The sequence below is a fragment of the Anaerolineales bacterium genome (assembly GCA_015075625.1).
In the GTDB taxonomy this organism is placed as follows: domain Bacteria; phylum Chloroflexota; class Anaerolineae; order Aggregatilineales; family UBA2796; genus UBA2796.
Genome location: JABTTZ010000004.1, coordinates 171,940 through 196,840 on the forward strand (window position 1 = coordinate 171,940; position 24,901 = coordinate 196,840).

Annotated in this window: 21 protein-coding genes; 9 read left to right on the forward strand and 12 right to left on the reverse strand. The window is 56.4% G+C overall.

The genetic code is table 11. The features are described from left to right. Positions 1 to 415: 415 nt before the first annotated feature. Positions 416 to 2,491 (forward strand): APC family permease, encoded by a 2,076-nt coding sequence (locus HS103_18425; GenBank protein MBE7514772.1) that lies wholly within the window; start codon positions 416 to 418, stop codon positions 2,489 to 2,491. 493 nt (positions 2,492 to 2,984) lie between these two features. Here HS103_18425 and HS103_18430 read toward each other — a convergent pair whose 3' ends face one another. Next, complete coding sequence (locus HS103_18430) at positions 2,985 to 3,908, reverse strand: S1 RNA-binding domain-containing protein (protein MBE7514773.1); 924 nt, start codon at positions 3,906 to 3,908, stop codon at positions 2,985 to 2,987. 219 nt (positions 3,909 to 4,127) lie between these two features. On the opposite strand from HS103_18430, the gene HS103_18435 reads away from it, so the two are divergent. From HS103_18435 to HS103_18445, 3 genes are read left to right on the forward strand one after another with little or no spacing between them, the layout of a single operon-like run. Beyond that, the gene (locus HS103_18435; protein ID MBE7514774.1) at positions 4,128 to 5,696 is read left to right on the forward strand and encodes a hypothetical protein; all 1,569 of its coding nucleotides are present in this window, start codon (positions 4,128 to 4,130) and stop codon (positions 5,694 to 5,696) included. Positions 5,697 to 5,703: 7 nt separating this feature from the next. Beyond that, a complete protein-coding gene (locus HS103_18440; GenBank protein MBE7514775.1) occupies positions 5,704 to 6,141 on the forward strand; it encodes a hypothetical protein in 438 nt (145 codons plus the stop codon). Positions 6,142 to 6,168: 27 nt separating this feature from the next. Next, entirely contained in the window at positions 6,169 to 7,395 is a 1,227-nt protein-coding gene (locus HS103_18445; protein MBE7514776.1) for an LCP family protein, read from the forward strand. A 177-nt stretch (positions 7,396 to 7,572) separates the two neighbouring features. Here HS103_18445 and pdxS read toward each other — a convergent pair whose 3' ends face one another. The 4 genes from pdxS to HS103_18465 all read right to left on the reverse strand — a co-directional run bounded on the left by pdxS (position 7,573) and on the right by HS103_18465 (position 14,261). After that, positions 7,573 to 8,436: a pyridoxal 5'-phosphate synthase lyase subunit PdxS gene (gene pdxS / locus HS103_18450; protein ID MBE7514777.1), complete on the reverse strand. Its 864-nt coding sequence runs from the start codon at positions 8,434 to 8,436 to the stop codon at positions 7,573 to 7,575. Between the two features lie 175 nt (positions 8,437 to 8,611). Next, entirely contained in the window at positions 8,612 to 9,574 is a 963-nt protein-coding gene (locus HS103_18455) for a hypothetical protein (protein ID MBE7514778.1), read from the reverse strand. Beyond that, on the reverse strand, positions 9,571 to 10,311 hold the full coding sequence (locus HS103_18460; protein ID MBE7514779.1) for a (Fe-S)-binding protein: 741 nt from the start codon (positions 10,309 to 10,311) through the stop codon (positions 9,571 to 9,573). Before HS103_18460 ends, HS103_18455 begins: the two co-directional genes overlap by 4 nt. A 23-nt stretch (positions 10,312 to 10,334) precedes the next feature. Beyond that, the gene (locus HS103_18465; protein ID MBE7514780.1) at positions 10,335 to 14,261 is read right to left on the reverse strand and encodes a hypothetical protein; all 3,927 of its coding nucleotides are present in this window, start codon (positions 14,259 to 14,261) and stop codon (positions 10,335 to 10,337) included. A gap of 183 nt (positions 14,262 to 14,444) precedes the next feature. On the opposite strand from HS103_18465, the gene HS103_18470 reads away from it, so the two are divergent. After that, positions 14,445 to 15,518, forward strand: coding sequence for a VOC family protein (locus HS103_18470; GenBank protein MBE7514781.1), 1,074 nt, complete (start codon positions 14,445 to 14,447; stop codon positions 15,516 to 15,518). Positions 15,519 to 15,565: 47 nt separating this feature from the next. On the opposite strand, the gene HS103_18475 is transcribed toward HS103_18470, so the two are convergent. From HS103_18475 to HS103_18500, 6 genes are all read right to left on the reverse strand, one after another. Continuing rightward, positions 15,566 to 16,666, reverse strand: a complete 1,101-nt coding sequence (locus HS103_18475; GenBank protein ID MBE7514782.1) for a hypothetical protein — start codon at positions 16,664 to 16,666, stop codon at positions 15,566 to 15,568. A 108-nt stretch (positions 16,667 to 16,774) separates the two neighbouring features. Further along, a complete protein-coding gene (locus HS103_18480; protein MBE7514783.1) occupies positions 16,775 to 17,326 on the reverse strand; it encodes a c-type cytochrome in 552 nt (183 codons plus the stop codon). A 171-nt stretch (positions 17,327 to 17,497) separates the two neighbouring features. Continuing rightward, positions 17,498 to 17,944 carry a hypothetical protein gene (locus HS103_18485; protein ID MBE7514784.1) on the reverse strand — a complete coding sequence of 149 codons (447 nt, stop codon included), beginning with the start codon at positions 17,942 to 17,944 and terminating at the stop codon, positions 17,498 to 17,500. A 358-nt stretch (positions 17,945 to 18,302) separates the two neighbouring features. After that, positions 18,303 to 19,271, reverse strand: coding sequence for an NAD(P)-dependent alcohol dehydrogenase (locus HS103_18490; GenBank protein ID MBE7514785.1), 969 nt, complete (start codon positions 19,269 to 19,271; stop codon positions 18,303 to 18,305). A 79-nt stretch (positions 19,272 to 19,350) separates the two neighbouring features. After that, positions 19,351 to 19,578, reverse strand: coding sequence for a helix-turn-helix transcriptional regulator (locus HS103_18495; GenBank protein MBE7514786.1), 228 nt, complete (start codon positions 19,576 to 19,578; stop codon positions 19,351 to 19,353). 1 nt (position 19,579) lies between these two features. Continuing rightward, positions 19,580 to 20,026, reverse strand: coding sequence for a hypothetical protein (locus tag HS103_18500; GenBank protein MBE7514787.1), 447 nt, complete (start codon positions 20,024 to 20,026; stop codon positions 19,580 to 19,582). A 353-nt stretch (positions 20,027 to 20,379) separates the two neighbouring features. On the opposite strand from HS103_18500, the gene HS103_18505 reads away from it, so the two are divergent. Continuing rightward, entirely contained in the window at positions 20,380 to 21,495 is a 1,116-nt protein-coding gene (locus HS103_18505; GenBank protein ID MBE7514788.1) for an exo-alpha-sialidase, read from the forward strand. Next, entirely contained in the window at positions 21,492 to 21,788 is a 297-nt protein-coding gene (locus HS103_18510) for a MoaD/ThiS family protein (protein MBE7514789.1), read from the forward strand. The genes HS103_18505 and HS103_18510 overlap by 4 nt, the downstream gene beginning before the upstream one ends. A gap of 168 nt (positions 21,789 to 21,956) precedes the next feature. On the opposite strand, the gene HS103_18515 is transcribed toward HS103_18510, so the two are convergent. Then, entirely contained in the window at positions 21,957 to 22,502 is a 546-nt protein-coding gene (locus tag HS103_18515) for a hypothetical protein (protein MBE7514790.1), read from the reverse strand. 450 nt (positions 22,503 to 22,952) lie between these two features. Here HS103_18515 and HS103_18520 point away from each other — a divergent pair, with 450 nt between their 5' ends. Both HS103_18520 and murD read left to right on the forward strand, forming a co-directional pair. Continuing rightward, complete coding sequence (locus HS103_18520) at positions 22,953 to 23,387, forward strand: helix-turn-helix transcriptional regulator (GenBank protein ID MBE7514791.1); 435 nt, start codon at positions 22,953 to 22,955, stop codon at positions 23,385 to 23,387. Positions 23,388 to 23,441: 54 nt separating this feature from the next. After that, positions 23,442 to 24,854: a UDP-N-acetylmuramoyl-L-alanine--D-glutamate ligase gene (gene murD, locus HS103_18525; GenBank protein ID MBE7514792.1), complete on the forward strand. Its 1,413-nt coding sequence runs from the start codon at positions 23,442 to 23,444 to the stop codon at positions 24,852 to 24,854. Positions 24,855 to 24,901: the final 47 nt, after the last annotated feature.

Below are 24,901 nucleotides of genomic sequence, written 5' to 3' on the forward strand. Positions count from 1 at the left end.
CACCGAAGGTGGGTCGCAGGGGGATGAGGACTGTCTCTCTCTATGATTACCTTCTTGATGGTCTACTAAGTACAAACAAAAAAGCCCTTTGGGGTGGGGACGACGGAAAAGCCCATACGGATATGCCTTTTAAGCCCCGAAGGGGTGGCTGTTTTCAGCCCGCTGCTTTAGCGGCGGGATCATACGTCAGCCCGCCTTTTCAATGTGGTGGTACTTAGGAAGCCATTTCCCCTCAACTTTGGGGGTTTATGCACAACGCCTAGTCAATCTTGCACCTTTGTGGTATGCTAATGGACGTGGTTGTAGACAAAATCAAGAAATAATACATTTGAAATGTCAAAATAAATAAAGCGCTATTAGTCTTGCCTGTGTCTGGGAAGTTTATGTCTCTCAAGGGAGATAATCGAAGAAGTCTATGACCACCCTTGCTACGAAGCCACCGCGCACCATAGCCGGAAAACTGTGGCGCTCCATCGTTGGGAAACCCTTAGCCACGAAAGACCTGCCCCATCAGGCAATCAGCCGTTTTGTGGGGTTGGCAGTATTCGCCTCTGATGCGCTCTCCAGCACCGCCTACGCCACCGAGGAAATTCTCGTCATCCTCGCCTTCGCGGGGACGGCAATCGGCGCGAACTCCTTTGGAGTCTCCATTCCCATTGCCATTTGCATCGCCGTCCTTCTAGCGATTGTGACGATCAGCTACCGCCAGACGATCATGGCATATCCCAACGGTGGTGGAGCGTACATTGTCGCCCGCGATAACTTTGGAGAAACCGCTGCGCAGGTGGGTGGGGCAGCACTGCTCACCGATTACATTCTGACTGTCGCCGTGAGCATCAGTGCGGGAGTGGCGCAGATTGTCTCCGCCGTGCCAACCTTATCGCCCTATCGCGTCCAGATTGCGGTAGCGGTGATCGTCCTCATGACGCTGATGAATCTGCGCGGCGTGAAGGAATCCGGGCGGGTATTCGCCGTCCCCACTTATTTCTTCGTCAGCATGGCATTCCTCATGCTCATCGTCGGCGGGATCAGCGCGGCAAGCGGCAACTTGGGAATGATGCAGCCCTGTGCCGAGGGGTTACGAACCCCCGGTTGTGTGGAAGTCGTTCATTACGCTTTGATCGAGCCATTGACATTGTTTTTGATTCTGCGAGCGTTTTCCTCTGGGTGTACCGCGCTCACCGGGATTGAGGCGATCAGCAACGGGATCACTGCTTTCAAAGACCCCAAAAGCAAGAACGCCGCTGCCACCCTCGTTGCCATGTCAACGATCCTGATCACCCTGTTTATTGGGTTTACCTTGTTGGCAAATGCTGTCCATGCCTTCCCTTCACATCAAGAAACCGTCATTTCTCAAATGGCGCGGGGGGTCTACGGGCAAGGGCATGTTTTGTATTTTGCCACCTTGCTTGGCACAACGCTGATCCTGTTAATGGCGGCAAACACCAGCTATGCCGATTTCCCGCGTTTGGCGGCGCTGATTGCCGGAGATGGCTTCCTCCCCCGTCACCTCACGATTCGCGGCTCGCGGCTGGTCTATTCCGTTGGGATTGCCACCTTAGGTTTGTTCTCAATTTTGCTGGTCGTCTTTCTAAACGCCCAGACCAGCGCCCTCATTCCGCTCTATGCCATTGGGGTGTTTCTCAGTTTTACCCTCTCACAATCGGGGATGGTCGTCCGTTACCGCAAGATTGCACGCATGATGAAACGGGGCATCCTCACCCCAGAGCAACCGGTGAAAACAAGATCGAGCGTCCTAGCGTATGATCCTCATTGGCGCATTCAAATTGTAGTGAGCGGATTAGGCGCCGTGTGTACGTTCTTCGTTATGCTCATCTTTGCCGTGACGAAGTTTTCCTCTGGGGCGTGGTTGGTCGTGTTTTTAATCCCCACTTTAGTAGCGGTTTTCTTTCGTATCCACAACCACTACAAAGAGGTGGCAAAGCAGCTTTCCGCACAAGGGCGGCAGTTGGATCGCAGCCACCATGTTGTTTCGACGGTGCTGCTCATTGATGATGTTCACATTGGAACGCTGCGCCTTGTAGAGTATGCCCGCTCACTGGGGACGCCCTGGACAGCACTGCACATCGCACTCAGCGAGGATCGCGTTGACATAGTGAAGAAAAAGTGGGCGGATCGCATTGGTGGCGAAGATTTAGATAAGTTGGTGGTCATCGAGTCTCCCTTTCGCCACCTTGTTGAACCGATCCGCGAGTATGTTACGGCCGAGCGGAATAAGCACCCCGATGGCTATGTGAATGTAATTATGGGACACCTCGTCATGGATAGCGCATGGGAGCAGGTGCTGCACCAAAACAGTGCCTATATCTTCAGCTTAGGGTTGCAGAACATTGATCACGTCGTTGTGACTACTGTCCCTTACCAACTGCGCATCGAAAATGGGAACGGGCATGGGAAGGGCAACGGCAATGGGCATGGGAAAGATGCACCCAATGCTGCACCGAGCAATGCCTCTCAAGAGACACCTTAGAGCGGCGGGATTGCCCGGATGCCTCAGGAGGCGTCCGGGTGCAGGGCGGCATTCGTTCCTTCTCTTGTTGCCGAAAAGAGGACAATAGGGCGAGGGTGGATTGCTAAGCTGCGTAGGGGTGGTCAGCCTTAGCCCGACGGTTTCGCATTGGATGTGTGTAGGTATGCTGTGGCGCAAACGAGCAAGGTAAGGGGCGTGCTTAAAGAACGCCCCAATGGGCGGGAAAAACCGAGGCAGCGATCTCTGTGCGGGTGAGGATTGCAGTACCCTCTCTGGCTGAAGGGCAACTAGCCTTCTTACAAGAAGTATGGGCGGAGTTGTTTTATCCTTGATCACCACAGCCTGCCGCAATCCAGAAGTACAGCGTGATGAGTAGGCATGTCAAGCAATAAGGGGCAATCTCCTTGAACAATGCCCTAGATAGCTAAACTGCCCCTTGCCAAAGATGCGGGCAGTGAAAGTCGCGGCATACTCCGCAAATGCTTGCGCCTTGCTACTTTTTCCCGCTGGTTGTTAAGGTGCGCTTGAAAATCTCCTCTTGCTGCTGGCGGAGCTTCTCATTGGCGCTGCGCTTGTTCTCGCGCTTGCGTTTGTCTTGTTTGCTTCCCGCCGCCACATTTGCTAACGCTTTTTCCACTTCGGGGAAGGCGTCGTCCGTCTTTGCCATAGCACGGCGCAGGGCAATCTCAAAGGCGCTCAGGGGTTTTTCAGAGGGCGTTTCTTCAACGGGCATTTCAATCTTTTCTTCCAACGCCTTCAGGCTGAGGTCGATCTGCTTCTTGCCCTTGTTCAGCTTGATCACCTTTGCCGTCACCGTATCGCCTACTTTGACGATTTCTTCCGGCGAACTGACATAGCCGCTGGCAAGCTCGGAAACATGCACCATGCCGGGGCGTTCTGCGCCAATATCGACAAACGCGCCAAATTTCTCCAAGCGCACCACCGTGCCGCTGTAGGTTTGCCCAATGGCAAGTTCGTTCCACAACAAACCGGGCATTTCGATCATGGTTAGGTCAAGGCGTTCGGCGTTTGTGTCAACCTTGCGCACCCATACCGTCACTTCTTGCCCAACAGTCAGCGCGTCGTTCACATTCTTTACAGGCTCTTCCCGAATCTGGGAAATGTGAACCAACCCATCGACACCCACCCCGACATCAACAAATGCGCCAAAGAGTTCAAGGCGCGTCACTTTGCCTTGCAACTTTGCTTTTGTCTTTAATTCGGCAAGGGGAGAAACAGATGTGGTTTCAGTGAGGGGTTCAGCGACAGTCTGTGTGGTCGTCTCAGTGGTTGTCTCAGCGGCGGTTGCTAGTGGCATCTCCACAACCGCTTCCCGGGTTACTTCCGGGGCGGCTTCTGCCACAGGCGCAGAGAGTTCCGTGTCCACCGGGGTGGGGACGTCGTGTTCTGCGGTCATGATGTCAACTCCTTGTCTCATTTGATGGGGGGGATTTTCTGGTTTTGGTTCAGTTTGTTTTGGGTAGAAAAGTGATGTGTGTTAGGATTTTACACCTGTGTTCGATGAAGATCAACCGCAAAAATTGCCGACCCCACCTATCGTCGGTACAATAGCCTACACGACTTTCAGAGATTTCAGACAACTTCGTTCACCAATTGCATCGTGGAGTAGCCGCCGTTGCCAGTTTCTGCACAACCGACGACGTGGGATAATTTTCGCCTTACCCGCGCCGATCTCGATCACCTATTTTCACGTTTCCTTGAAGGGGAGACCCCGCTCACCATCCGCGAACTTGCCCTCAGCCTGATCGATTATCGCTTAAAGGATGCCGAAGATACCCTTCGCCACCAGATTAAAAAGGCAGAACTCTTTCAGCCCCGTCATACCTATATGGTAGGGCAACAGCTTGTTTTTCCTGCCCAAGCCTTTGCCATGGGCAAGGTCGTTGCTGAGCGTGCCGGCAACAACCCCGAACACGGACCGTTCACCGTCATTGAGGTGGAGTTTGAATCAGGCAAGCGCCGTGAATATGCCAGCGCTATCACCACTCCGCACCGCCTGAACAACGACGACGGCATCGAAACCTACCTCCGCCAGCGCCGACCCTCTGTTGAATCCATTTTTGAGGATTATGGGGAAGCGATTATGGAGGAAATTGAAGCCGGTCTGGTTGAGGAAGCCGATGCGGTCTCCATAAGCAATACGTGGTTTTTGCGCTCTCTGTTGGCGGAAGTCAATGTGGGGCATTTGCACCTTGCCGAGGCGGTCATTGATCTTGCCGGCGGAGCGCCTCTGCCAACGGTGGAAATTTTGGAACAGGTTGATATTGCCCCCAATATTCCGGCTGCCCTGCGTGAGTTTTCGCTCAGCGTTGCCCTTGCCCAAGATGAGCGCTTCGATAATGTTGGCGCGGTGGGACACGCCCGTTGGTTCTTGCGCCGGCTTGCCCCGCCAGAGGTGAACCGCATCCCCCCCCGTTTGGAATACCAGCCAGAGCCGTACAATCCTGCCTCACTTACCGATGAACTGCGGATGCTCGAAGCTGAACTGACGGACGAATATTCGCCCGCCCCCGCCCCAGAGGGGGTAGTGACCGATGTCACCTCATACCTGATCTACCCTCACCGCCGGACGGGATCGCTTGGCTTGAGCGCGGCATTGGCGAAACTGCTCCCTGTCTCCGAAGAATCGCCGCGCATTTTGCTGACGATGATCGATGGGCAGACGAATCAACCCTTTCCTGTCTGGGTTCTGCGTGATGCGAAATACCTGTACGGGCTAAGCGACTTTTACCGTCGCAACCGCCTCCCTGTGGGCGGCTCTGTGTCTATCCGCAAAACGAACGAGCCGCTCAGTTTTGTGATCAACTTCAAAGCGCACAAAGCACGCACAGAATACATTCGGCTGGCGATTCCCAAAGAGGGGAAACTTCGTTTTGATAACTTTAAGCGCTCCATAGGTGCAGATTACGATGAACTCTTAATTTTGGGCGCAGAGGACATTGATGGGGTGGACGAGGTGTGGTCGCAAATGCGTTCCCGCCGCCGCAAGCTGGTGGAGATTATGATCGACCTGATCCCCGAATTGGGGCGGCTTAACCCGCAGAACGCTGTTCATGCCAAGACTCTCTACAGCGCGGTCAATGTCCTCCGCCGCTGCCCGCCGGGACCGATCTTTGCCGCTCTAGCCACGCGCCCGGAATTTTCCCATGTGGGTGGACCTTATTGGCGGCTCTCAGAAGGATAGGTGGTTCGTGGATAACCCTGTACGCATCAGTGAGCGGCTGAAACCAACGCTGAACACGAAATTTCACATTGATTACACCTGGTGGGAGCGCGACGAGCGGGACTTACGTAGTTCGCTGATCAGCCAACTGCTCCCCGAACAGCGCAGCCAGTTTGAATCGCTGAAAGACGAACCAGAGATTGATTTCATCGATCCAAACACGGGTGAAGTCCGCCGCGTGGATGCCCTTCAGCAGGCGTTGGCGAAAGCCGCCCAAGATCCCAATTTCATCACCGACCGGATGACCATTGTCGATGCTGTTTTTCGCCTGTTTATCGCCAACGGAAACACTCCACTAACGCCATTGGAGATTGCCGAGCAGACGAGACGTTCGGCGGCAACCATCCTGAAAACCTTTGCCGGAACTACCGTTTACAAAGGGATTCGCCCTCTGATTGAGGGCTGAGACCAATCACCCATAGGACAAGCTTACGTGGCGAGTTCACGACGGCGGCATGTCACCCCCCACACCGAACCCCCAAAGGGGGAAGGTACGCCCAAGCGAGCGGCGCATTGGTATCACCCTGCCATCCCTCACCAGCCGCCCCCAGAAGCAGACGACGGCGATCCTCATCGCGGACGCGCCCGCGAACGACTCCGCCGCCGCCAAGAAGACCGCCACCTTCCCCAAGTCGAATGGACATGGGGCGTCATTGCCCTCGCTGTTGTTGGCGCTCTTGCCGTGATTGCCCTTCTCTTGTTGACGGTGACGAATACCCCTGACCGCGCTGGGGGGGTCAGCAGCACCGCCGCCAGCGGTGAGACGCCCACTCCGGGCGGCTTGCAGGCTGTGCCAGTGGAGCTTTTGCCAACCGTTGAGATCAAGACCTTTAACGGCACTCAGCGCCTCACCATCCTGTTGATGGGCTTGGACAAACGCCCTGGCGAGGAAGGGCGCGGCTTCCGCTCCGATACGATGATGATCCTCAGCCTTGACCCGACCAGTGGACGGCTGAGTATGTTGAGCATCCCCCGTGATATTTATGTCCCTATTCCGCTCTCTGGCGAAACCGAGATGCGCCCGATCAACACCGCCTATGTTTTGGGCGAACTTCGCCGTCCGGGATATGGACCCGGCTTGGCGGCAGAGACGGTGGAATACAACTTTGGGATCAAGATCGATTATTATGTTGTCCTTTCCTTTGAGTCCGTGATCTACCTTGTGGACGCTATTGGGGGGATTGATATTGATGTTCCCACCGAGATCGATGATCCCGAATTCCCCGATTTCTACACCTATGGCTACGATCCGCTCTACATCCCCGCCGGACGTATTCACATGGATGGCGTGCTAGCGCTCAAATATGCCCGCACCCGCCACCAAACGAGTGATTTTGACCGCGCCCGCCGCCAACAGCAAGTGATCCTTGCCCTGCGCGAACGGGCGACAAAAGCCGAGGTCTTAGCTGCCCTCGTGCCGCGCATCCCCGAAATGTGGGGCGAGGTGAGCAAAGGCATCCTCACCGATCTGCCTTTCGATCAACTGCTGAGTATTGGCTGGTTTGTCAAAGATATACCGCTCACCAACCTCCATCGGGGGGCAGTAGATGGTCCATACATTCGGGCGCTGATGCAAGGCGGATACTCCATCCTCACGGTGAATCGGGAGACGATTAGCACGCTGATGCTGGAGGTTTTTGGGGAAAATTATAGCCAGTAAGATTGGGGGGTTCCGTATTCGCTGGTTGGGAATGTGGATTCCGACGTGAGTAGCCCTAGCCGGTGACAAGTGCGATGGTTTGGGGTGGCATAATCTCCCCAACAGCGATTCCCCCTTTTCCCTGTGAGAGAAGGGGGAATCACGTTTTGAGGGGGATGAGGTTGCCCCCTCAAGCGCTTACCAACCGCGTCCAGCGATCTTTTCCCCTTCGGACATACCCGACACATTAATACCGACCATCGGCTCGCCCAAATTTTGGCTGACCTCTGCCAAAATCTTCGGATCGTTGTAGTGTGTCACCGCTTGGACAATTGCTTTCGCCCGCTTTGCCGGATCGCCGCTCTTGAAAATGCCGCTCCCCACAAAGACGCCATCGACGCCCAACTGCATCATCAGTGCCGCATCTGCCGGCGTTGCCACGCCCCCCGCCGCAAAGTTGACAACGGGCAAACGCCCCGCCTTCGCCACCTCGGAAACAAGCGCGTAGGGGGCTTGAATGTCCTTCGCATAGGTGAACAATTCGTCCTCATCCATTGCCGTCAGCTTGCGAATCTCGCGCAGGACGGCACGGGCATGACGCACCGCCTCTACAACATCGCCTGTCCCCGCCTCGCCCTTCGTGCGCAGCATTGCCGCACCTTCGCCAATCCGCCGCAAGCCTTCGCCTAAATTTCGGCAGCCGCAAACAAAGGGGACGCGAAATTTATGCTTGTTCACATGGTTTTCCTCGTCGGCGGGCGTCAACACCTCTGATTCATCAATGTAATCAATGCCGATTGCCTCTAAAATTTGCGCCTCCACAAAATGCCCAATGCGGCATTTCGCCATGACGGGGATGCTCACCGCTTCCATAATTTTGAGGATCATCGAGGGGTCGCTCATCCGTGCCACGCCGCCATCTTTGCGAATATCGGCGGGGACGCGCTCAAGGGCCATCACCGCGCAGGCGCCGGCATCCTCGGCAATTTTCGCTTGGTCAGGGTTGACCACATCCATAATCACCCCGCCCTTGAGCATCTGTGCCAAGCCGCGATTCAGCATAAGCTGATCGGCTGGCTCATGCCCATTGTGGTGTCCATTCGTCTGCGTTTCCATTGGTTTCTATCTTTCTTCGTCAAGCGGATAATGATTGAAGGTGATCATAAACGAACCGCGCTATTCCTTCTAAGTCCAAGTAAGTCCAGAGGGGCAAGGCGGGCTGCCACCGGATACTCGTTCACTGCTGCACCGCCCGCCACACGGCATCCAACGCGATCAGGGCGGAGAGGTCGTGGACGCCGTAGCCCGTTGTAAAGGCACGCGGCTGCCGCCAATCGTAAGCATAGAAGTTCGTCAGGTGAATTCGATCCGTCCACAAGCCGCGTCCGGGAATCGTCCCTGCCAGGAGATCAAAATCCCACAGGGGAATGCTGTATTCCTTCGCCACTTGGCGCATCACATCGTTGTAGGCGTCGCTCCCCTCGTGGCGGTCTGCCTTCGTCCCGATGATGGGGATCACCCCCTGTTGGATGCAGTATTCAACAATGCGCCGAAAGTTCCCCAAAATGTATTCTGCCGTTGCCGTCTCGTTAGAGCCAATACGGATGAAGATTACGATGGGGTTTTTCCGCCGCAATTCACAGGGTAAAACACCCTCATCGCCACGACAGTAGCGGGCGTCCGACCACGCCGGATCAAAGACCATACTCGTGCGCAAGCCGCGCCGCACCGCCGCACTGTTGTAATCAAACGATCCACGAAATTGGTCAATCGTCGCCTGAAGATAGCCGTAATCACCGAGATTGTACGCACCCTGCTGGTCAAAGCGCGTCATGAAGTAGGGGTATTCAATTGTGCTGTCGCCTAATTTGGTGAAGGCATTCGCATTCCGTCCAGCGGCAAGCCCTTGCTCATAGATCACCCGCACGTTGCGGATTACCTCCGGAGGCATCATCACAAACAAGCCCGCCGAAAGCCCGTTCACCGTCACATTCAGCGGGACCGGCGTCTCCGGCGTCAAAATCAGCGGCGAGATGGTCGGAATAAACAACGTTGGCGTCGCCGTTGCCCTATCGGCTGTCCGCCCCGCCGTAACGCGCCCTGCCCCCACCAGCAAAGCAATGCTTGGGATCACCAACAGGGCAACCGCAAGAATCACCCGCAGCGATTTCATGATCCCAACCTGTTCAAGGGCGCTCACACACCTTTGCCAGCTAGGAGATCGGCAAGGTGGACAACCCGTTTGGTACTCCCACTGCGGCTTAGCCCGCCGTTGATCTGTGTCAGGCAGCTTGCATCACAGGTGACGACGATCTCTGCTACATTGTCCTCTATCGCCGCCACCTTATCGCCAAGCATGGCGGTGCTAATCTCCGGCATTTTCACGGCGAACAATCCGCCAAACCCACAGCATTGCTCGCAACCGGAGAGTTCTTCAAGGGTGACATTCCCTGTATTTTGGAGCAGCGTTCGCGGCTGCTGGCGAATACCCAAGCCCCGCAGCCCATGACAGGCATCGTGAACAGTGAGCGTCACGGGGTGTTGGAGCGCCGCGCCAACATCGGTGATTCCCAAGCCATCCACGATGAACTCACTGAGTTCCCAGGTGATTCCCGCGATACGCTCCGCCAACCCGCACCATTGGGTGTCTTCCGCGAACAACTGAGGGTAGAAGTGGCGCACCATTGACGCACATGACCCCGATGGGGTGACGATCACTTCGGCGTGCTGGAAGGTTTTCAAAAAGTGGATCGCCACCGCTTTGGCATCCTCGCGGTAGCCAGCGTTGAAGCCCATCTGTCCGCAGCAGGTCTGCCCTTCGGGGAACTCGACGGCGACGCTCAAGCGCTCCAAGACCTCTACGGTGGACATCCCCGTTTGAGGGTAGATCATGTCCACAAGACAGGTGACAAACAAACTCACCCGTTTGCCCTTCACGGGGGGACGTTTTGGGTCTGCCACTAGATACCTCCAGCGATCTGCACTAACGCCCCATGCAATGCCTGATCCAGGCGCGTCAGGTAATCGGGACGATAGGGGTCTTCCTTCCCACCGCCACCGGCAAGGATATACACCCCTCGGCGCGAACGGGGATTCTTCACCGCCCTTGCCAACGCCGCCAAAATTGCCGTCCGCTCATCGGGTTTTGTCCGTTCGCTGCGCCCAATCGCTGCCAGCAAGTTTGCGGTGATGTAGGCAGTGAGGGCGCTTTCCCCTTCCAAAAGGGCAAAGAGCGGCGGCAAGACATCATCCAACAAATCCCCTTTGATCTTGCGGATATGCGGCGCGGTTTCGCGCATTGCCTCTTGGACGAAATCCACATCACTGAGCGCCGCTTGAATCGCCTCGATGATCCTCACATCGACGCTTCGCAAGTAGCCCAAAAGATAAACCGCCGACACGCGCCCCCAAAAACTATCATGTTCAATGATCGCTTCCCGAATTAGGGTGTCGAACGTTTCGCCGCCGCTTTTCTCGCTCAGTTTATCGGCGTAATCGGCAAAGATGGCGGGCATCGTCGTGGCGATCTCCATGAACGCCCGCAGCGCCTCCAAAAGTTGAGCGGTCAGGGTGAAATAGCGCACCTTGTCTTGGATTTTTCGCGCACGCAAGCGAGTATAAAGCCAATCCATCAATCCCTTTAGATGCTTTTCCGAGGCGCTGAAGGGCTGCACGGCGTTCAAGGATTGGCGATAGCTGCTATCCGTTCCGCCGATGAAGTAGTACATGGAACGCCCCAATGACTCTGGTTTGGCGTCGTAAATGGGCGTCATGTGGGTACGCAGCGCCGCCTCTGCTGCCTTCGCCCGCACCTCCGGTGGGGGCGGGGTTTCCCCATCTTCTGCCTTAAGCACCTGCTCAAGGGCGTCCATCACCGCCGCCGTGCGCCCTTCTAGCATATACCAGCCGGTCTGTCCGCTTTGCTCGACTTCGGTGGTGGCGGCTGTCCATACCGCCTCGCCATCGGCATCCACCGCCGCAAAGAATTCATCAGGCAGTTGGGGGAGTTTGTCCTTGTTGTGAAGTGTTCGTGAGGCGGCGATAAGCAGCGCCCGCTTTAGGAGCATCGTCTGTGCCGTCTGGTAAACATCGACCATCGCCCGCGCTGCCTCTGGGGTGATGTATTCCATGCCAGAGAGAATGCGCAAGGCTATCTCCCGCTTAACGCCGTCCTCGCCTTCGGCACGGCGGGCAATTTCCCGTAGGATTTCACCATCGTCGTGAATCACATTGGAGTTGAACCAACCAACGACTTGCGCCGCCGCCGGGTTTTTCCCAATCCACCGCGCCCCCATGTAGTAGATCGCCCACAGGGCGTTGATCCCTAACGAACTGGTGCGGTAATCGCGGCTGACTTTTTTGCCATCCACCCATATCCCATGCAAGAGGATGCTGGCACGGTAGCGAGTGCGATCTTCGGCGCTTGCCACAAGACGCAATACTCCGGCGGCGGTTGGTTCGGAAACGCCCGTCAACTCGGCAAGGTAAAGGGCGGCGTGGTCCGCATAGCGGCGGTGGAGCGCCCCTTTACCCTCGGCATTGGCAAAGGGCAGCCAACTTTCCAAAATGGGCAGCGCCGCCGGATCGGGCAGCTTTAGGAGCGGCAGCAGAACGGCGACATCCTCTAATGCCAATGTGTCATCTCGCATCAGAAGGGCATCGAGCGCCGCCGCTCCGGTGGTGGAAAGCGCCAACCCATCGCGTAACCCAGCATCCAACAAAGCGCGGAGGGCGTTTTTCCGTGTGGAGGGGTCAAGCAGCCCCTCCCACCGCCCGTTGAGATCATCCGCTTCTTGGAAGTGATCGCTGACAGCATCCAGCGCCATGAGCAAGATGAAGGGCGACCAATCCGCCGCATTTTTTAGGGTGGGGTGAACTGCCAGCGCCCGCAAGCCAATTAACCCTGACGCCTTCTGTCGCAGCCAGACATCCTCCACACCGTTTAGGAGCGCCGCCAAGCGCTGCGCCAGTTCGGGGAAGGGCATCAGGAAGGGGCGGATGAGAAGCGCCGTCTCCACCTTTTGGCGGGCATTGGCAACCGTTTCTAGTATGGTCAGCGCCTCGCTGTAAAGCGCAGCTACTGCTTGTGATTCTTCCTCATAGCCCGCCAAGCGCCCTAATGCCCGCACTTGGTTTTCGGGATCGTCAATCTGCCGCGCCGCGCTGAGCGCCGAGGCAAGCAAACCGCCCCGTTCGCGGCGGGGAGCAACTTGCAACAGCCGTTCATAGGCGCGTTCGCGGGGGAGCGCATCGGGAATGGCATCTGCCGAACGAAGGGATTCATCCCACAACATCGGACGACGAAGGTTGTTCCCCAACCGCCACAAGGCGCGGGCGCGAATGGCGGGGTTCGTCTCCCCCAACGCCTCGCGCATGATCACACGAGGGATTTCCCCCTCGGCGTAGTCGCTCAGTTTTGGGTTGATCACCTTCAGGCATTGCGCTGCCCATTCGGCATTAAAGCTCAGCGCGGCGGCTTGGGCATCGATCAGCAGTTCGGGGTGAGATTTTAGGCGCGGCTTAATTGCCGTATCCAATATTCCACTTGATCCAAGGTCTTCCAGCCGCCCGTAAGCGCTGCCTTCCATAATCGTTAGCAGATCGCCACACGCCTCAATCACGTCCGTGTGGCGCGGCGGGATCGCCTCCAAGCGCCAGCCCGGATGTTTTTCATAGGCAAGGTTTTGCGCCCGATGGGCAATCGCAAAGGGAGCGACGGGATCAATCTTTTTGCCAAGTGTGTCCAACACGACAGCGAAATTGTATTTCGCATCGTCGCCATACCCAGAGAGCCAATACGCCCACGCTTCGGCAAGGTAATAGGGGTGGCGGGCATAACTTGTGGCGGGGATGCTCAGCGGCACGCGCCCCGCCCGCAGTAGGGTGCGCAGCGCCGCTTCGATGAGGTCTGTCTCCCGTTGGGGGTCATTATCCTCGGCAAAAAAGGCATCAGCAAGGCGCTCTAGGGAAATTTGTCCGGTCAGGTGGGAGCGCGTCACCGCATCCCGAATACCAAGCGCCGCCGCTTTGATCCGCCGCAGGGCCGCCCGCCCCGCCAGTTCCTCTTTGGGGTCGCCTAGCGCACGCCGCAATTGCGCTGTAATATCCACCCCCAACGCCAGCAGCGCCGCCAGCGCGTCGCCACGCAGTTCAGGTCGCCCGCCACTGCGCCAGTAATCCTCAAACTGCGCTTTGAGCGTCTCTGGTTTTGCCCGTCCTTCCAACGTTGCCAGAATATCGGCGGTGATCTCCTTTGCCGCATCGCGGTAAATTTGGGCGGGGGTGAACATGGCGGGGATTTTCGTCAGTTCTTTCTTCCCGTCCTGCCCGTTATCAAGGTATTTCGCCATGACCATCGTGGGGTCATCACCCGCCTCGTTCGACCAACGCTTTGAACCCCACTTCTCGGCATAGAGGGGGTTATTCACATATTGATCGCGTGCGAATGATTCCATCCCCAAAAATTCAGCGATCTCTTGGTATTCGATCAGCGTCTCCGCCGTCCCAAAGTCGGCATAACCACCGTAGAGTATAGCGCACAGGCGCAGCCAGAGCGGGTCGCCCCGCACAAAGGCGGCAAGGTTCGGATTGGCTTGGAGTGCCGAACGGAAGGTCAACCCGCCCAGAGGGGCGGTGATGTTGTGGAACTGATCCAGCGCCTGATTATAAGCACTCAGCGCCTTTTCATAGTCGCCGTCAATGATTGTCTTGCGCTCTTGCAAGCCTTTTAACTGCGCCTCAAGCCGGTTTTTGGCGACACCGCTCTCAATGTTTTGTAACCGATCCCGAAGTGCCTTCAGCCGCTCTGCCGGGGATTGCAGCGGCGGCGGCGGCGAGGGACGCAGCGGTGGCAGTCCAGAGGGTTTGGGTGGTGGTTTGTCGGTCATTGCGGTGCGTTCCTCCATTGGGCAGTGAGGTGCGACGTTTCACTCCCTAGTTTTAACCGATAGAGGGCGTTTTATGCAATCACGCTCTCACCTGCGCCACCCTCGGCGGAAAGAACCTTACCCCTCAGCGCATCCAATGGCTATTGCAGAGGCTTCTCAAACAGGGAGGACATCAACGAACCGATGACCATTCAAGGGCTACACCATATCACACTTGCCGCATCCGATGCGCAGCAAACGATTGACTTCTACAGCGGTGTCTTGGGCTTGCGCTTCACAAAACAGACGGTGAACTTTGACGATCCAACAAGTTATCACCTCTATTTTGGCAACAAAAATGCCGATCCTGGCTCCGCGATCACCTTTTTTGAGTGGCGCGATGCCCCACGCGGCTATCCGGGCATGGGCGGGACGCATCACTTCGCCTTGCAAGCAGCGAACAGCGACGCCCTTTTGAAGTGGAAACGCCGCCTGACTGATCTCGACATTGCGGTGAACGGTCCGTATGATCGGCACTATTTCACCTCGATCTACTTCCGCGATCCCGACGGGGCGCAGTTGGAAATTGCCACCGTTGCCCCTGGGTTTGCCGTTGACGAACTCGCCGAGTCGCTTGGCAGTCAGCACCTTAGCCCACCTCCGGCGATGATCCTTGCCAACCGTGACGAGGCACGCATCCGCGCCCAAACATGGGGCGAAAGCGTCCCGACGATCACCCCCGACATGGCACTTGAAGGGGGGATGCACCACATCACGGCGATCAGCAGCGATATTCAGCGCACCGATGCTTTTTATCGGGGTCTGTTGGGCATGGATCGCGTCAAAATGACCGATAATTTCGATGACCCGGGCTCGGCACACTGGTATTGGGGGGTGAATGGCGGCACACCGGGGACGCTGATCACGTACTTTGAACGCGGCGCGGCGGGCAAACGCATGGCACGGATGGGTGTTGGGCAAACGCACCACTTCGCCTTGAAGGTTGCCGATGACGATGCGCAATTGGCGTGGCGGGAGAAAATCATCGCCGCCGGAATTCCCGTCTCGCCGGTGATGAACCGCGTCTACTTCAAGAGCATCTACACCCGCGACCCCGATGGGCATATCGTGGAGATTGCCACTGCCGGACCGGGCTTTGCGGTGGATGAGCCGTTGGATGGGTTGGGACGCACGCTTCAACTTCCGCCATGGTTGGAAGTCCATCGCGCCGAGATCGCCAGCGGGTTGATCCCGCTCAAACTACCGGCTGAAGGGTAAGGGTAGACGTCGGACGCCCCAGGCGGCGTCCCTTGTTTTTGAAACCCTCAGATTTCTGATCCCACTTTCGTCTTCACCAACGGGCGTTCTAGCGTGCTGGCGATAGCCACCGCCGTGCGGGTGGCAAAGATGCGCACCCGTTCAAAGGCTTTTTGGTCGCGGGCATGATCGCGCATATATGCCATATCGTTTGCCGAGGTGTCTAAATCCGTCCGAGCGCCGGTGTTCATCTTCAGGCGGCGGCGCTGCAACTCACTAGAGGTGAGGTGTTGCGCTTGGAGGAGCAGCAGCGCCTCTTCGGGCAGCGTGAGGTAAACGCCAAAGGTATGCGTCGTGAAGGTGACATCCACCGCCAAGCCATCTTGCCCTTGTTCCACTTTTGACTCAAGGGTGATCGTATGGCGAATTTCGATGTTGCGCACCTGACTAAAGGAGATGCTCCGCCCCGCTGCGCCAAAAAACATGCCGAGTAAGCCCGTTGGCGGAACAAGACGAATGGTCTGGGCATTTTTATCGATGATCACTTGTTGATAGGCGGGCGCTTCGCCTTTGCCGCTGTCTGTAGCCTCGCGGGGGATGCGAATAGTCAGGTTTCCGGCAATGCCCACCCACAGGTTGTTCAGAGTAAGGGGCAGTTCCACATCATTCATCATCATGCGCACGACACCTAATTCAACATCCTCCCGATCATGGGGAACAAGGGGTCCGGTCATTGTGGCACGGGGGTTGCCTGGGGCTTGGGTGGGCTTCTTCACCCCAAATAGTTTCAGCGGGCAGCGGAGGTATTCGGCAAGGACGCGCCCCGCGCTATGGCTATCAATGGCAAACTGTGGGTTTTCGGAAGAATTCCAATGAACAAGTTCGACAAAGCGGGGTTTTGCCTCCTGAGAAGTGGCAATATGCAAGCCAAGTACCCACCGTTTGAAGCGCTCGTCAAAGCCGACGACCACCGCCTTGATGTATTCCACCGCCATCTTGTCGCCGGGTAAGCCGCGATGTTCGCCAAACTGGGGCATGTAATGAACTAAGCCGTCGCCACGCATAGCGCTGAAAAAGGGCGTTAGGCTGTTCGCTCCGGTTTGGTTATAGAGCCGCCAATGATCATTCTCAATGCTGATCTCGATTCCGTCCGCAACAATATCGGGCATGGTGTCCCCTCCAATGTGATCGGATGTTAAAAACATCGTGATTGGGTTGGTGCGGCGATGCTGCAATTCAATCGCCCTTAATCCTACACGATTTTCCTTAATCTACGATCAACGTAGGGTCAAAAGATAGGCAACAATATCTTCAACCCCCTGCACACCGAGGGTTTGGGCGTAATTAAAAGGCATGACGCCCGGTTTTGTGCTAGGGAACACATTCAGTGGATTCAAAATGACTTCGCGTAGGTAAAGGGCGGCGCTCATCCCGCTCCGTTTTGCTGCTGCCCGCACGGCAACCCCCCCCAACGAGACGCCGATCAGACCGCGATCTTCACCCGCTGCGACGCTGTGACAGGCGCTGCATTGGGCGCTGGTGAAAAAGAGTGCCTTCCCCCGTTCGGAGTCGCCTGTCACGCCGACGGGCGTTGGTGTGGCGGTGGGGTTAGGCGTCCCGCGTAGTGGGGTGGGGGTGGGCGTCCCCCACATATCCCAAATCATGACATAGCTTCCTGCTTGGCTGGTGGCGGCGGCGCACCATTCGGCGGTGAGTTGGGCGGCATTTTGAGCGGGCGCTCCCCCCGCCGCTCCACTCAGAATGAGGGCAAAGGCGGCAAGCACACCGACGCAAAGAAGTATTCCCCAAACGATGAGTGGGTGTTTCATAGGTGTTCCCGAAGGCATGTTCCTTTCCCTGCCATTGTAGGGGAGATTCTGCTTGGCGTGGGGAAAAAGTGACATGGATCACCCAAAATGGGGATGGGTGTCAGCCGTCCTCCGGCAGGGACGCCCGCACCACCCTCCGCCAAAGCTGTGGGGCTTGGGAAACGCCCGCCCTCACTCCGTACTCTGAAAATCCCGAAACAAGTAGATATAGACATTCGTGAAGCCGCGCCATGCACGGTTTACTGCATCTCGGCTGCTCATCCGGTCTAGGCAGGGGTTTGTGTAGACCTTCAATTGGAAGTGGGGATCGTGGATAAAAAAACTCATTACAGTGGCATTCGCCACCACGCGCCAATCTTCCATCATTGTGTTTACCACCATGAAGGGGTAACGTAGGGTGATCATTTGAGAGCGGGCATAAAGGGTGATCCCGTAGGGCTGTCCATATTGGGCGATAATCCACCCAACAGAAATAGCCGTATTCTCTGGCAAGCTGATGTTGATCCGCCCAACGGAAATTTTATCAATGGAGCGAAAGACGGCAATTTCGCTGCGACGGGTAAGCGGCAAAATGAAGTAATTTGTGTAGTAGCGGGTGTCGGGTATTTCTTCTGCCAATGTTTGCGCCGCTCCTCAGGGCGAATAGCCGGGCGACAAGCCCCAAATGCACGGTTCAACTGGGCAGCTCGCCGCCAAGGGAGATAGATCGTCGGGGCGGGGACTCGCCCGTCTCATAAGGCTCACCGCGCTGCACAGCCCGCTGAGTATGCCGCTTAAGACAACCGCTCCGCAGCAAAAGGCTGAAGCGAAGTATAAGCGCCCCTCGCTGATCTGGTGAACATCTATCGGTGATCCAATCATAGTGAAAGGGGGGAAATGCCCTCACGCCTATCTCCCCTCCCCCGCAAGGAGCGGAGGGATGGGTTACCCTGTCGACTGATGCGAAACGGGCGCATTCTTACGGGGGGGATGCTATTTATGCAACGACGGTCACAATAACATTCCCTTTCTTCTTGCCCGTCTCCACATAGCGCTGCGCCTCGGCAAGCGCTTCTAACGGATAGCAGCGGTCTATGACAGGGCGCAAACTGCCCGCCTCAACCAGTCCGGCAAGAAAGATCAGATTCTCCTTGTTCTGCTTGAGCCCCGCCGGCGTGAACTTCACTTTTTTGCCGCCGAATAACCCCGTCCACAGCATTTGGAACATGACTCCAAGCGTTGGAACGGTGGTCATATAAATGCCCTTTTTCGTCAGGGCGCGTTTGCAGCGCTTGAAGGAATTTTTTCCAACGGCATCGTAGATCACATCATAGCGCCCCCGCTGGTGGGTGAAATCCTCCCGCGTGTAGTCAATGACATGATCTGCGCCGAGGGACTTCACCAGCGCCACATTTGCCGTGCTGCATACACCGGTGACCTCTGCCCCAAACTGCTTGGTAAGCTGCACCGCCGCCGCACCCACTGCCCCCGATGCGCCGTTGATCAGCACCTTTTGTCCGGGCTTGATCTGTGCCACATTCCGTAAAAAGGTGAGGGCGGTGGTTGCTCCATCAGTGATCGCCACCGCATCTTCGTAGGCAAGGTGTGCTGGCTTGCCGATCATGGGCTTGTTCTCAGCAAGGGTCATATACTCGGCGTGAGCGCCAAAGTGATCGGGACTCATCCCAAACACGGCATCGCCGACCTTGAACGACGTGACGGCGCTCCCAACAGCGGTCACATCGCCAGCAAACTCAACCCCACCGATAGACAAGCGCGGTTTTCGCAGCCCATAGAGCAGCCGGACAATGAACGGCTCTCCTTTGCGAAAGGCGCTGTCGGAGGGGGTGACAGAGGCTGCCCGTACCGCGATCAGTACCTCGTTGTCTTTCGGTGTTGGCTTGGCAACCTCTTGTTTCTGCAAAACATCGGGTGATCCGTAGGCGGTAGTAATCATGGCTTTCATCGTCGGTCTCCTGATTGTGATTGTTTTCTGGTTCATACTGTCTGATACTGTCTGATTCAGTGTGGCGGGCTGAGCCGCCTTAGGACTCGCCCTCGTTTTCCTCGAAGGAAAAGACCTCCTCCAGCGGGCGCTTGAACACCCGCGCAATCCGAAAGGCAAGCTCCAATGATGGGGAGTAGTTCCCTTTTTCGATGGCGACAATCGTTTGCCGTGTCACCCCTACGCGGTCAGCCAACTGCTGCTGGGTCATTTCGTTATGATCAAAGCGTAGTTTGCGGATGCCGTTGCTGATCGGTGACTTTGGCATCTTAGACCCCCCGACGGTAGTAAAAAAACTGAGAGAGGTCTTGGACGATGGAGGCGGCGACCACCCCCGCCAACACACCGAGGAACATGACATACGCGGGCTGCTCAGCAACCACCGCCCCAAGTGAGAACAGAAAACCTGCCATGAACATATGGTAGAAATTCCGTGTCGATTTCAATTCGACCATCCTGTCGAATTCATCGGTCAGGTCTAGGTCTTTTTCCCCTGTTGCCGCCACATAGATGACGAGGAAAATGACCTGAAAAACGATGTGAAAGACGACATACACCGGAATGAGGATCAGAATGGCGGCTGCCCAAAAGCGCAGGTCGTCGCGCACCGCTGCCCCGCCGTCTTCTACCCGTTGAAACAGGTAGAGAAAATACCCTAGCGCAATCACAATGTTGCATAGAAGCGACACAATGCTGCGTTTTTCTTGAAAAGACATTGCACCCTCGTTTTGTCTGGTCTGCTTTACGATTGGTAAACTATACTTAACACATTGTATGATATACAATTCATTATGTCAAATATATTTTACATTTTGATCTAAAATGCCTCCTGCACCCCGTAGCGACGCAATCCATTACGCCCTCGCCCATTCCGCCTGATCCCGCCTGTAAAAGGAGCGGGCGATGAATAACGTCCCCCCCTGCGGGGCTTGGAAAACCCCATTCCCCACACTAGCCTTTGAACAAACGTACCGACCCACCTGGCTATTTAGAACGAGACCGCTTGACAAGAGAGAACAAAAATTCTATCATTAGCGATGAGTTGGATCGCTTTTGGGGAGGATGGCATATGTCTGAAGTACGAGTGTTGGTTGGGACACGCAAAGGGGCATTCGTTCTACGCTCTGACGAGGGGCGTAAAACATGGAAGGTGGACGGTCCGCACTTTGGCGGTTGGGAAATCTTCCATATCACGGGGACGCCTGCCGACCCCAAGCGGATTTACGTCTCCCAATCGAATGCATGGTCTGGGCAGATTATGCAGCGTTCCGATGACGGCGGCAAAACATGGGAGACCGTCGGGAATGAGTTCGCCTATGAGGGGGTGGCTGGAACGCATACATGGTATGACGGTTCGCAGCACCCCTGGGAATTTAAGCGTGTGTGGCATATTGAGCCCTCTCTCACCGACGCCGATTCGCTTTATGCGGGGGTGGAAGATGCCGCCCTGTTTCATTCTGCTGATGGCGGCAAAACATGGCAAGAATGTTCTGGTTTGCGGAGCGTCAAAGGGAAGCTGTGGCAGCCCGGCGCCGGCGGGATGTGCCTTCACACAATTGTCTTAACGCCCGATAACCCCAACCGGATGTTTGTCGCTATTTCGGCGGCGGGCGCGTTCCGCACCGATGACGGGGGGGCGACATGGCTGCCGGTAAATCGCGGGCTAAGGTCGGAATGGGAACTCCCCGACGGTGACGCTGATGTTGGTCACTGTGTTCACAGCATCGCCATGCACCCTTCGCGCCCAAATGTCCTCTTTATGCAGAAACATTGGGATGTTCTGCGCACGGACAACGGCGGGGAGTTATGGCACGAGATTAGCGGCAACTTGCCCAGTGATTTTGGCTTTCCTATCGCCGTTCATGCCCACGAACCAGAGACGGTTTATGTCGTCCCCATCACAAGTGATACCCTTCATTTCCCGCCGGAAGGGAAGCTGCGCGTCTATCGCAGCCGGACGGGGGGAAACGAATGGGAGGCGCTGACGAACGGTTTGCCCCAAAGGGATTGTTACGTGAACGTCTTTCGCAATGCGCTGGCGGTGGATCGGCTTGAATCGTGCGGGGTTTACTTCGGCACAACAGGCGGGCAAGTCTACGGATCAAGCGATTCAGGGGATACGTGGATGCCGATTGTGCGCGACCTACCACCCGTACTCTCGGTTGAGGTGCAAATCCTCCCATGATCCGCGTTGTTCTTCCGGCACATCTGCGCACGTTGGCGCGGGTTGAGGGCGAAGTGGTGCTTCAGGTGGATGAGCCAATCACGCTGCGTTCTGTCTTGGATGCCCTAGAGACGGGCTATCCAATGCTACGGGGGACGATTCGTGATCTCGCCACGAAAAAGCGCCGTCCGTTTATTCGCTTTTTTGCCTGCGGGCAAGATTTCTCAGATGAGTCACCGGATGCGCCCTTGCCAGCGGACATTGTGGCGGGCGCACAGGTTTTTCGCGTGGTGGGGGCGATGGCGGGCGGGTGACAGCAGTCAGACGCGGGGCTGAAAGCCCCACGCTAGAGCAGATCACCCCGTTGGGACCTAAAAACCGAAGACAGGCGTGCCGTTTTGCCTTCCAAGCCCCGTAGGGGCGGGTACTCTTAGCCCGCTGCTTTAGCGGCGGGCAGGTGCGGACGCGCTCAGGGGGCTCCCCTACTTGGCGAGAAAGAACTGCGCCCAAAACGAGAGGAGCAGCGTCCCACCATAACTGGGGAAACGCGCCGCCAACCTGCTGCTGATGTCTTCGGCGGTATTTGTCTTTGCCACCAGTTCGTTGGCATAGGTTAGGTACTCAATGCCGTGATCGAATTCACCTCGCGTTGTCGGTGCGCCATGCCCCACAAGGACGGTGTTGTAGCCCTCCAACTTGCGCAGCCCATCCAAGATGGTGATCCAGTTCGTCCGATCCGCGCCGGGGTAAAAGCGGGCATTGTTATAGAGCAAGTCTTGGATGATGATCACGCCCGCTTCGGGGAGCTTGATCACAAGCTGCTGTGGCGCTTCGGCGTTGTCAAACACATCAAACTCAAATGCCACCCCGCCAAGCGTTGCCGATGCGCCAGTGAGTGTCCCTTCCGGCACACGGGGGGCTTTCGGCACGCCATCCTCGCCAAACAAGCCAACAAGATTTTGCACTGTTCCAGCGGCGATAGCATCGGCAACGCCTTGCGCTACGACTGGCGTGCTGACAAACGGCACATCGCTGAAGTTAACGGCTTGTTCAGACTCTCAATGTAGGCGCGAACTTCCTTCGCAAAACCTTGCACAAATTGCGTATCGACAAGGATCAGGCTTTTCTCTGTCTCAATGATGTGCGAGGTGACCAACGCCGATCCCTCTCATAGGTATGGATCGTCAGCGGACCCGCCGCCACTTGCCACACCTGCCCCATCATCGCCAGCCGCCCATTCCCTTGCGCACGGAGTCACCCAACGGGTTGGCTCAGAACAGTTGGGCAAATACCCCTACCGCGGCTGCCGTCCCTGCTGCTGTCAAAAACGCACGTCGATTCATCTTAGACATTGCTTTCCTCTGTTCATGTTGGACTTTCACTTTACAAAGGGACATTTTATGGGGTACACTACACGCTGTATAGTACGCACTAGTTTGTAATGTACCTATCCAAAGGTAACCATAGGAAGAATGCCTATGCCAAACACCTCGGATTCACCATCGCTGATCAATGTGCTGACGCCCACCTGTCCCTCGCGCATGACCTTGAAGATCATTGCCGATAAATGGGCGCTGCTGGTTGTCTTTGCCCTCAAGCATGAATCGCGCCGCAATGGGGAACTCTTACGCTTAATCAGTGATGTGACGCAGAAAATGCTGACCCAAACGTTGCGCAAATTGGAGCAATCGGGGATTGTCGAGCGTATCATCTACCACGAAGTGCCGCCCAAAGTGGAATACCGTCTGACGGCGTTAGGGAGATCGCTGCTTGTGCCAATCAATGCCATTAGCGAATGGGCAGAGACGCACTACGCCGAGGTTATCGCCGCGCAGCAGCGTCACGCTTACCGCGACGACCCCACCACCGATCTGGCTGATCTCGCCGATCTCCCAACGAACGATGCACGGTAAGGAAAATTCAGTCTATAATTCGTTCTAAAGCATTTTCTAACCGAAACACGACCCATGACACACGATCCACTCACTGGTAAAACAGTGGTTATCCTCGGTTTTGCTCGGCAAGGGCAGGCTGTTGCCCGTTGGCTGAACGCCATTGGCGCAACCATTGTTGTCTCGGACAAACGCAAGTTTGGCGATCTCGTTGAGGTGGCGATGGAGTTCAGCGATATTCCCATCCAGTACACACTGGGGGGACATCCCCTTGACCTTCTCTACGATTGCGACGCGCTCTGCCTCAGTGGGGGGGTTGATCCGACGATCCCCGTCTGTATAGCGGCGCAAGAGCGCGGGATTCCCCTGACAAATGATGCCCAACTTTTTCTAGAGCGCTGTTCCGCCCCTGTGATTGGGATCACTGGGAGCGCAGGCAAGACAACCACAACAACACTTGTCGGAAAGATGGTGGCGAAGCTGAATCCAAAAACGTGGATCGGCGGGAACATCGGTGAGCCGCTGTTGGATAAAGTCCATCACATGCGCCCCGATCACCGCGTGGTTATGGAACTTTCCAGTTTTCAATTGGAACTCATGACCCAATCGCCGCACATTGCCGCCATTTTGAACATCACCCCCAACCATTTGGATCGGCATGGGACGATGGAAGCATACATCGCGGCGAAGGCACAGATTTTCGCCCACCAAAACGACGATGATGTGTGCGTCCTAAACTATGACGATCCGGTGACGCACACTCTCGGTGAAAACCTCCCTGGACAGATCGTTTGGTTCAGCCTTCATGAGATGGTCAGTGACGGCGCGTTTTTGGCGGGCAACCGGCTGATGGTCGTCGGGCGTGGCTCACCTGACCGTCAGCCCCATGTCGTCTGTGTGCGGGATGATATAAAACTGCGAGGGGAACACAACGTCTCGAACGTCTTGGCGGCGTGCGCCATTGCCGGAGCAGTGGGCGTCCCTATTGAGGCAATGCGCGAAGTGATCCGCGAGTTCATGGGCGTTGCCCATCGCTTGGAGATCGTCCGCACGGTGGGCGGGGTGACCTATGTCAATGACAGCATCGCCACCGCCCCAGAGCGCGTGGTTGCCGCGCTGCGCAGCTTTGACGAACCGCTGATTCTCTTAGCCGGCGGGCGGGATAAAAAACTGCCATGGTCAGAAATGGCGACACTTGCCGCACAGCGCTTGAAATACCTTGTCACCTTTGGCGAACACGGGGCGACTATTGCCCAATATGTGCGGGCGGCGCGTCTGTTTGGCGGCGGATTGCAAGATATTTACGTCTGCGCCACCCTGGAGGAGGCGGTAAAACAGGCATCGGAGTTGGCACAGCCGGGGGATGTGGTCTTGCTTAGTCCGGGGGGGACAAGCTACGACGCCTACACCGATTTTCAGGAACGCGGCGAACACTTTCGGGCATTGGTCTTGGCGCTGGCGGAAAAGGACGAAAACACGCGGCGGTGACGCGCCATCTATATAATCTCATAGACAGCACCCTGTAGGGACACCCC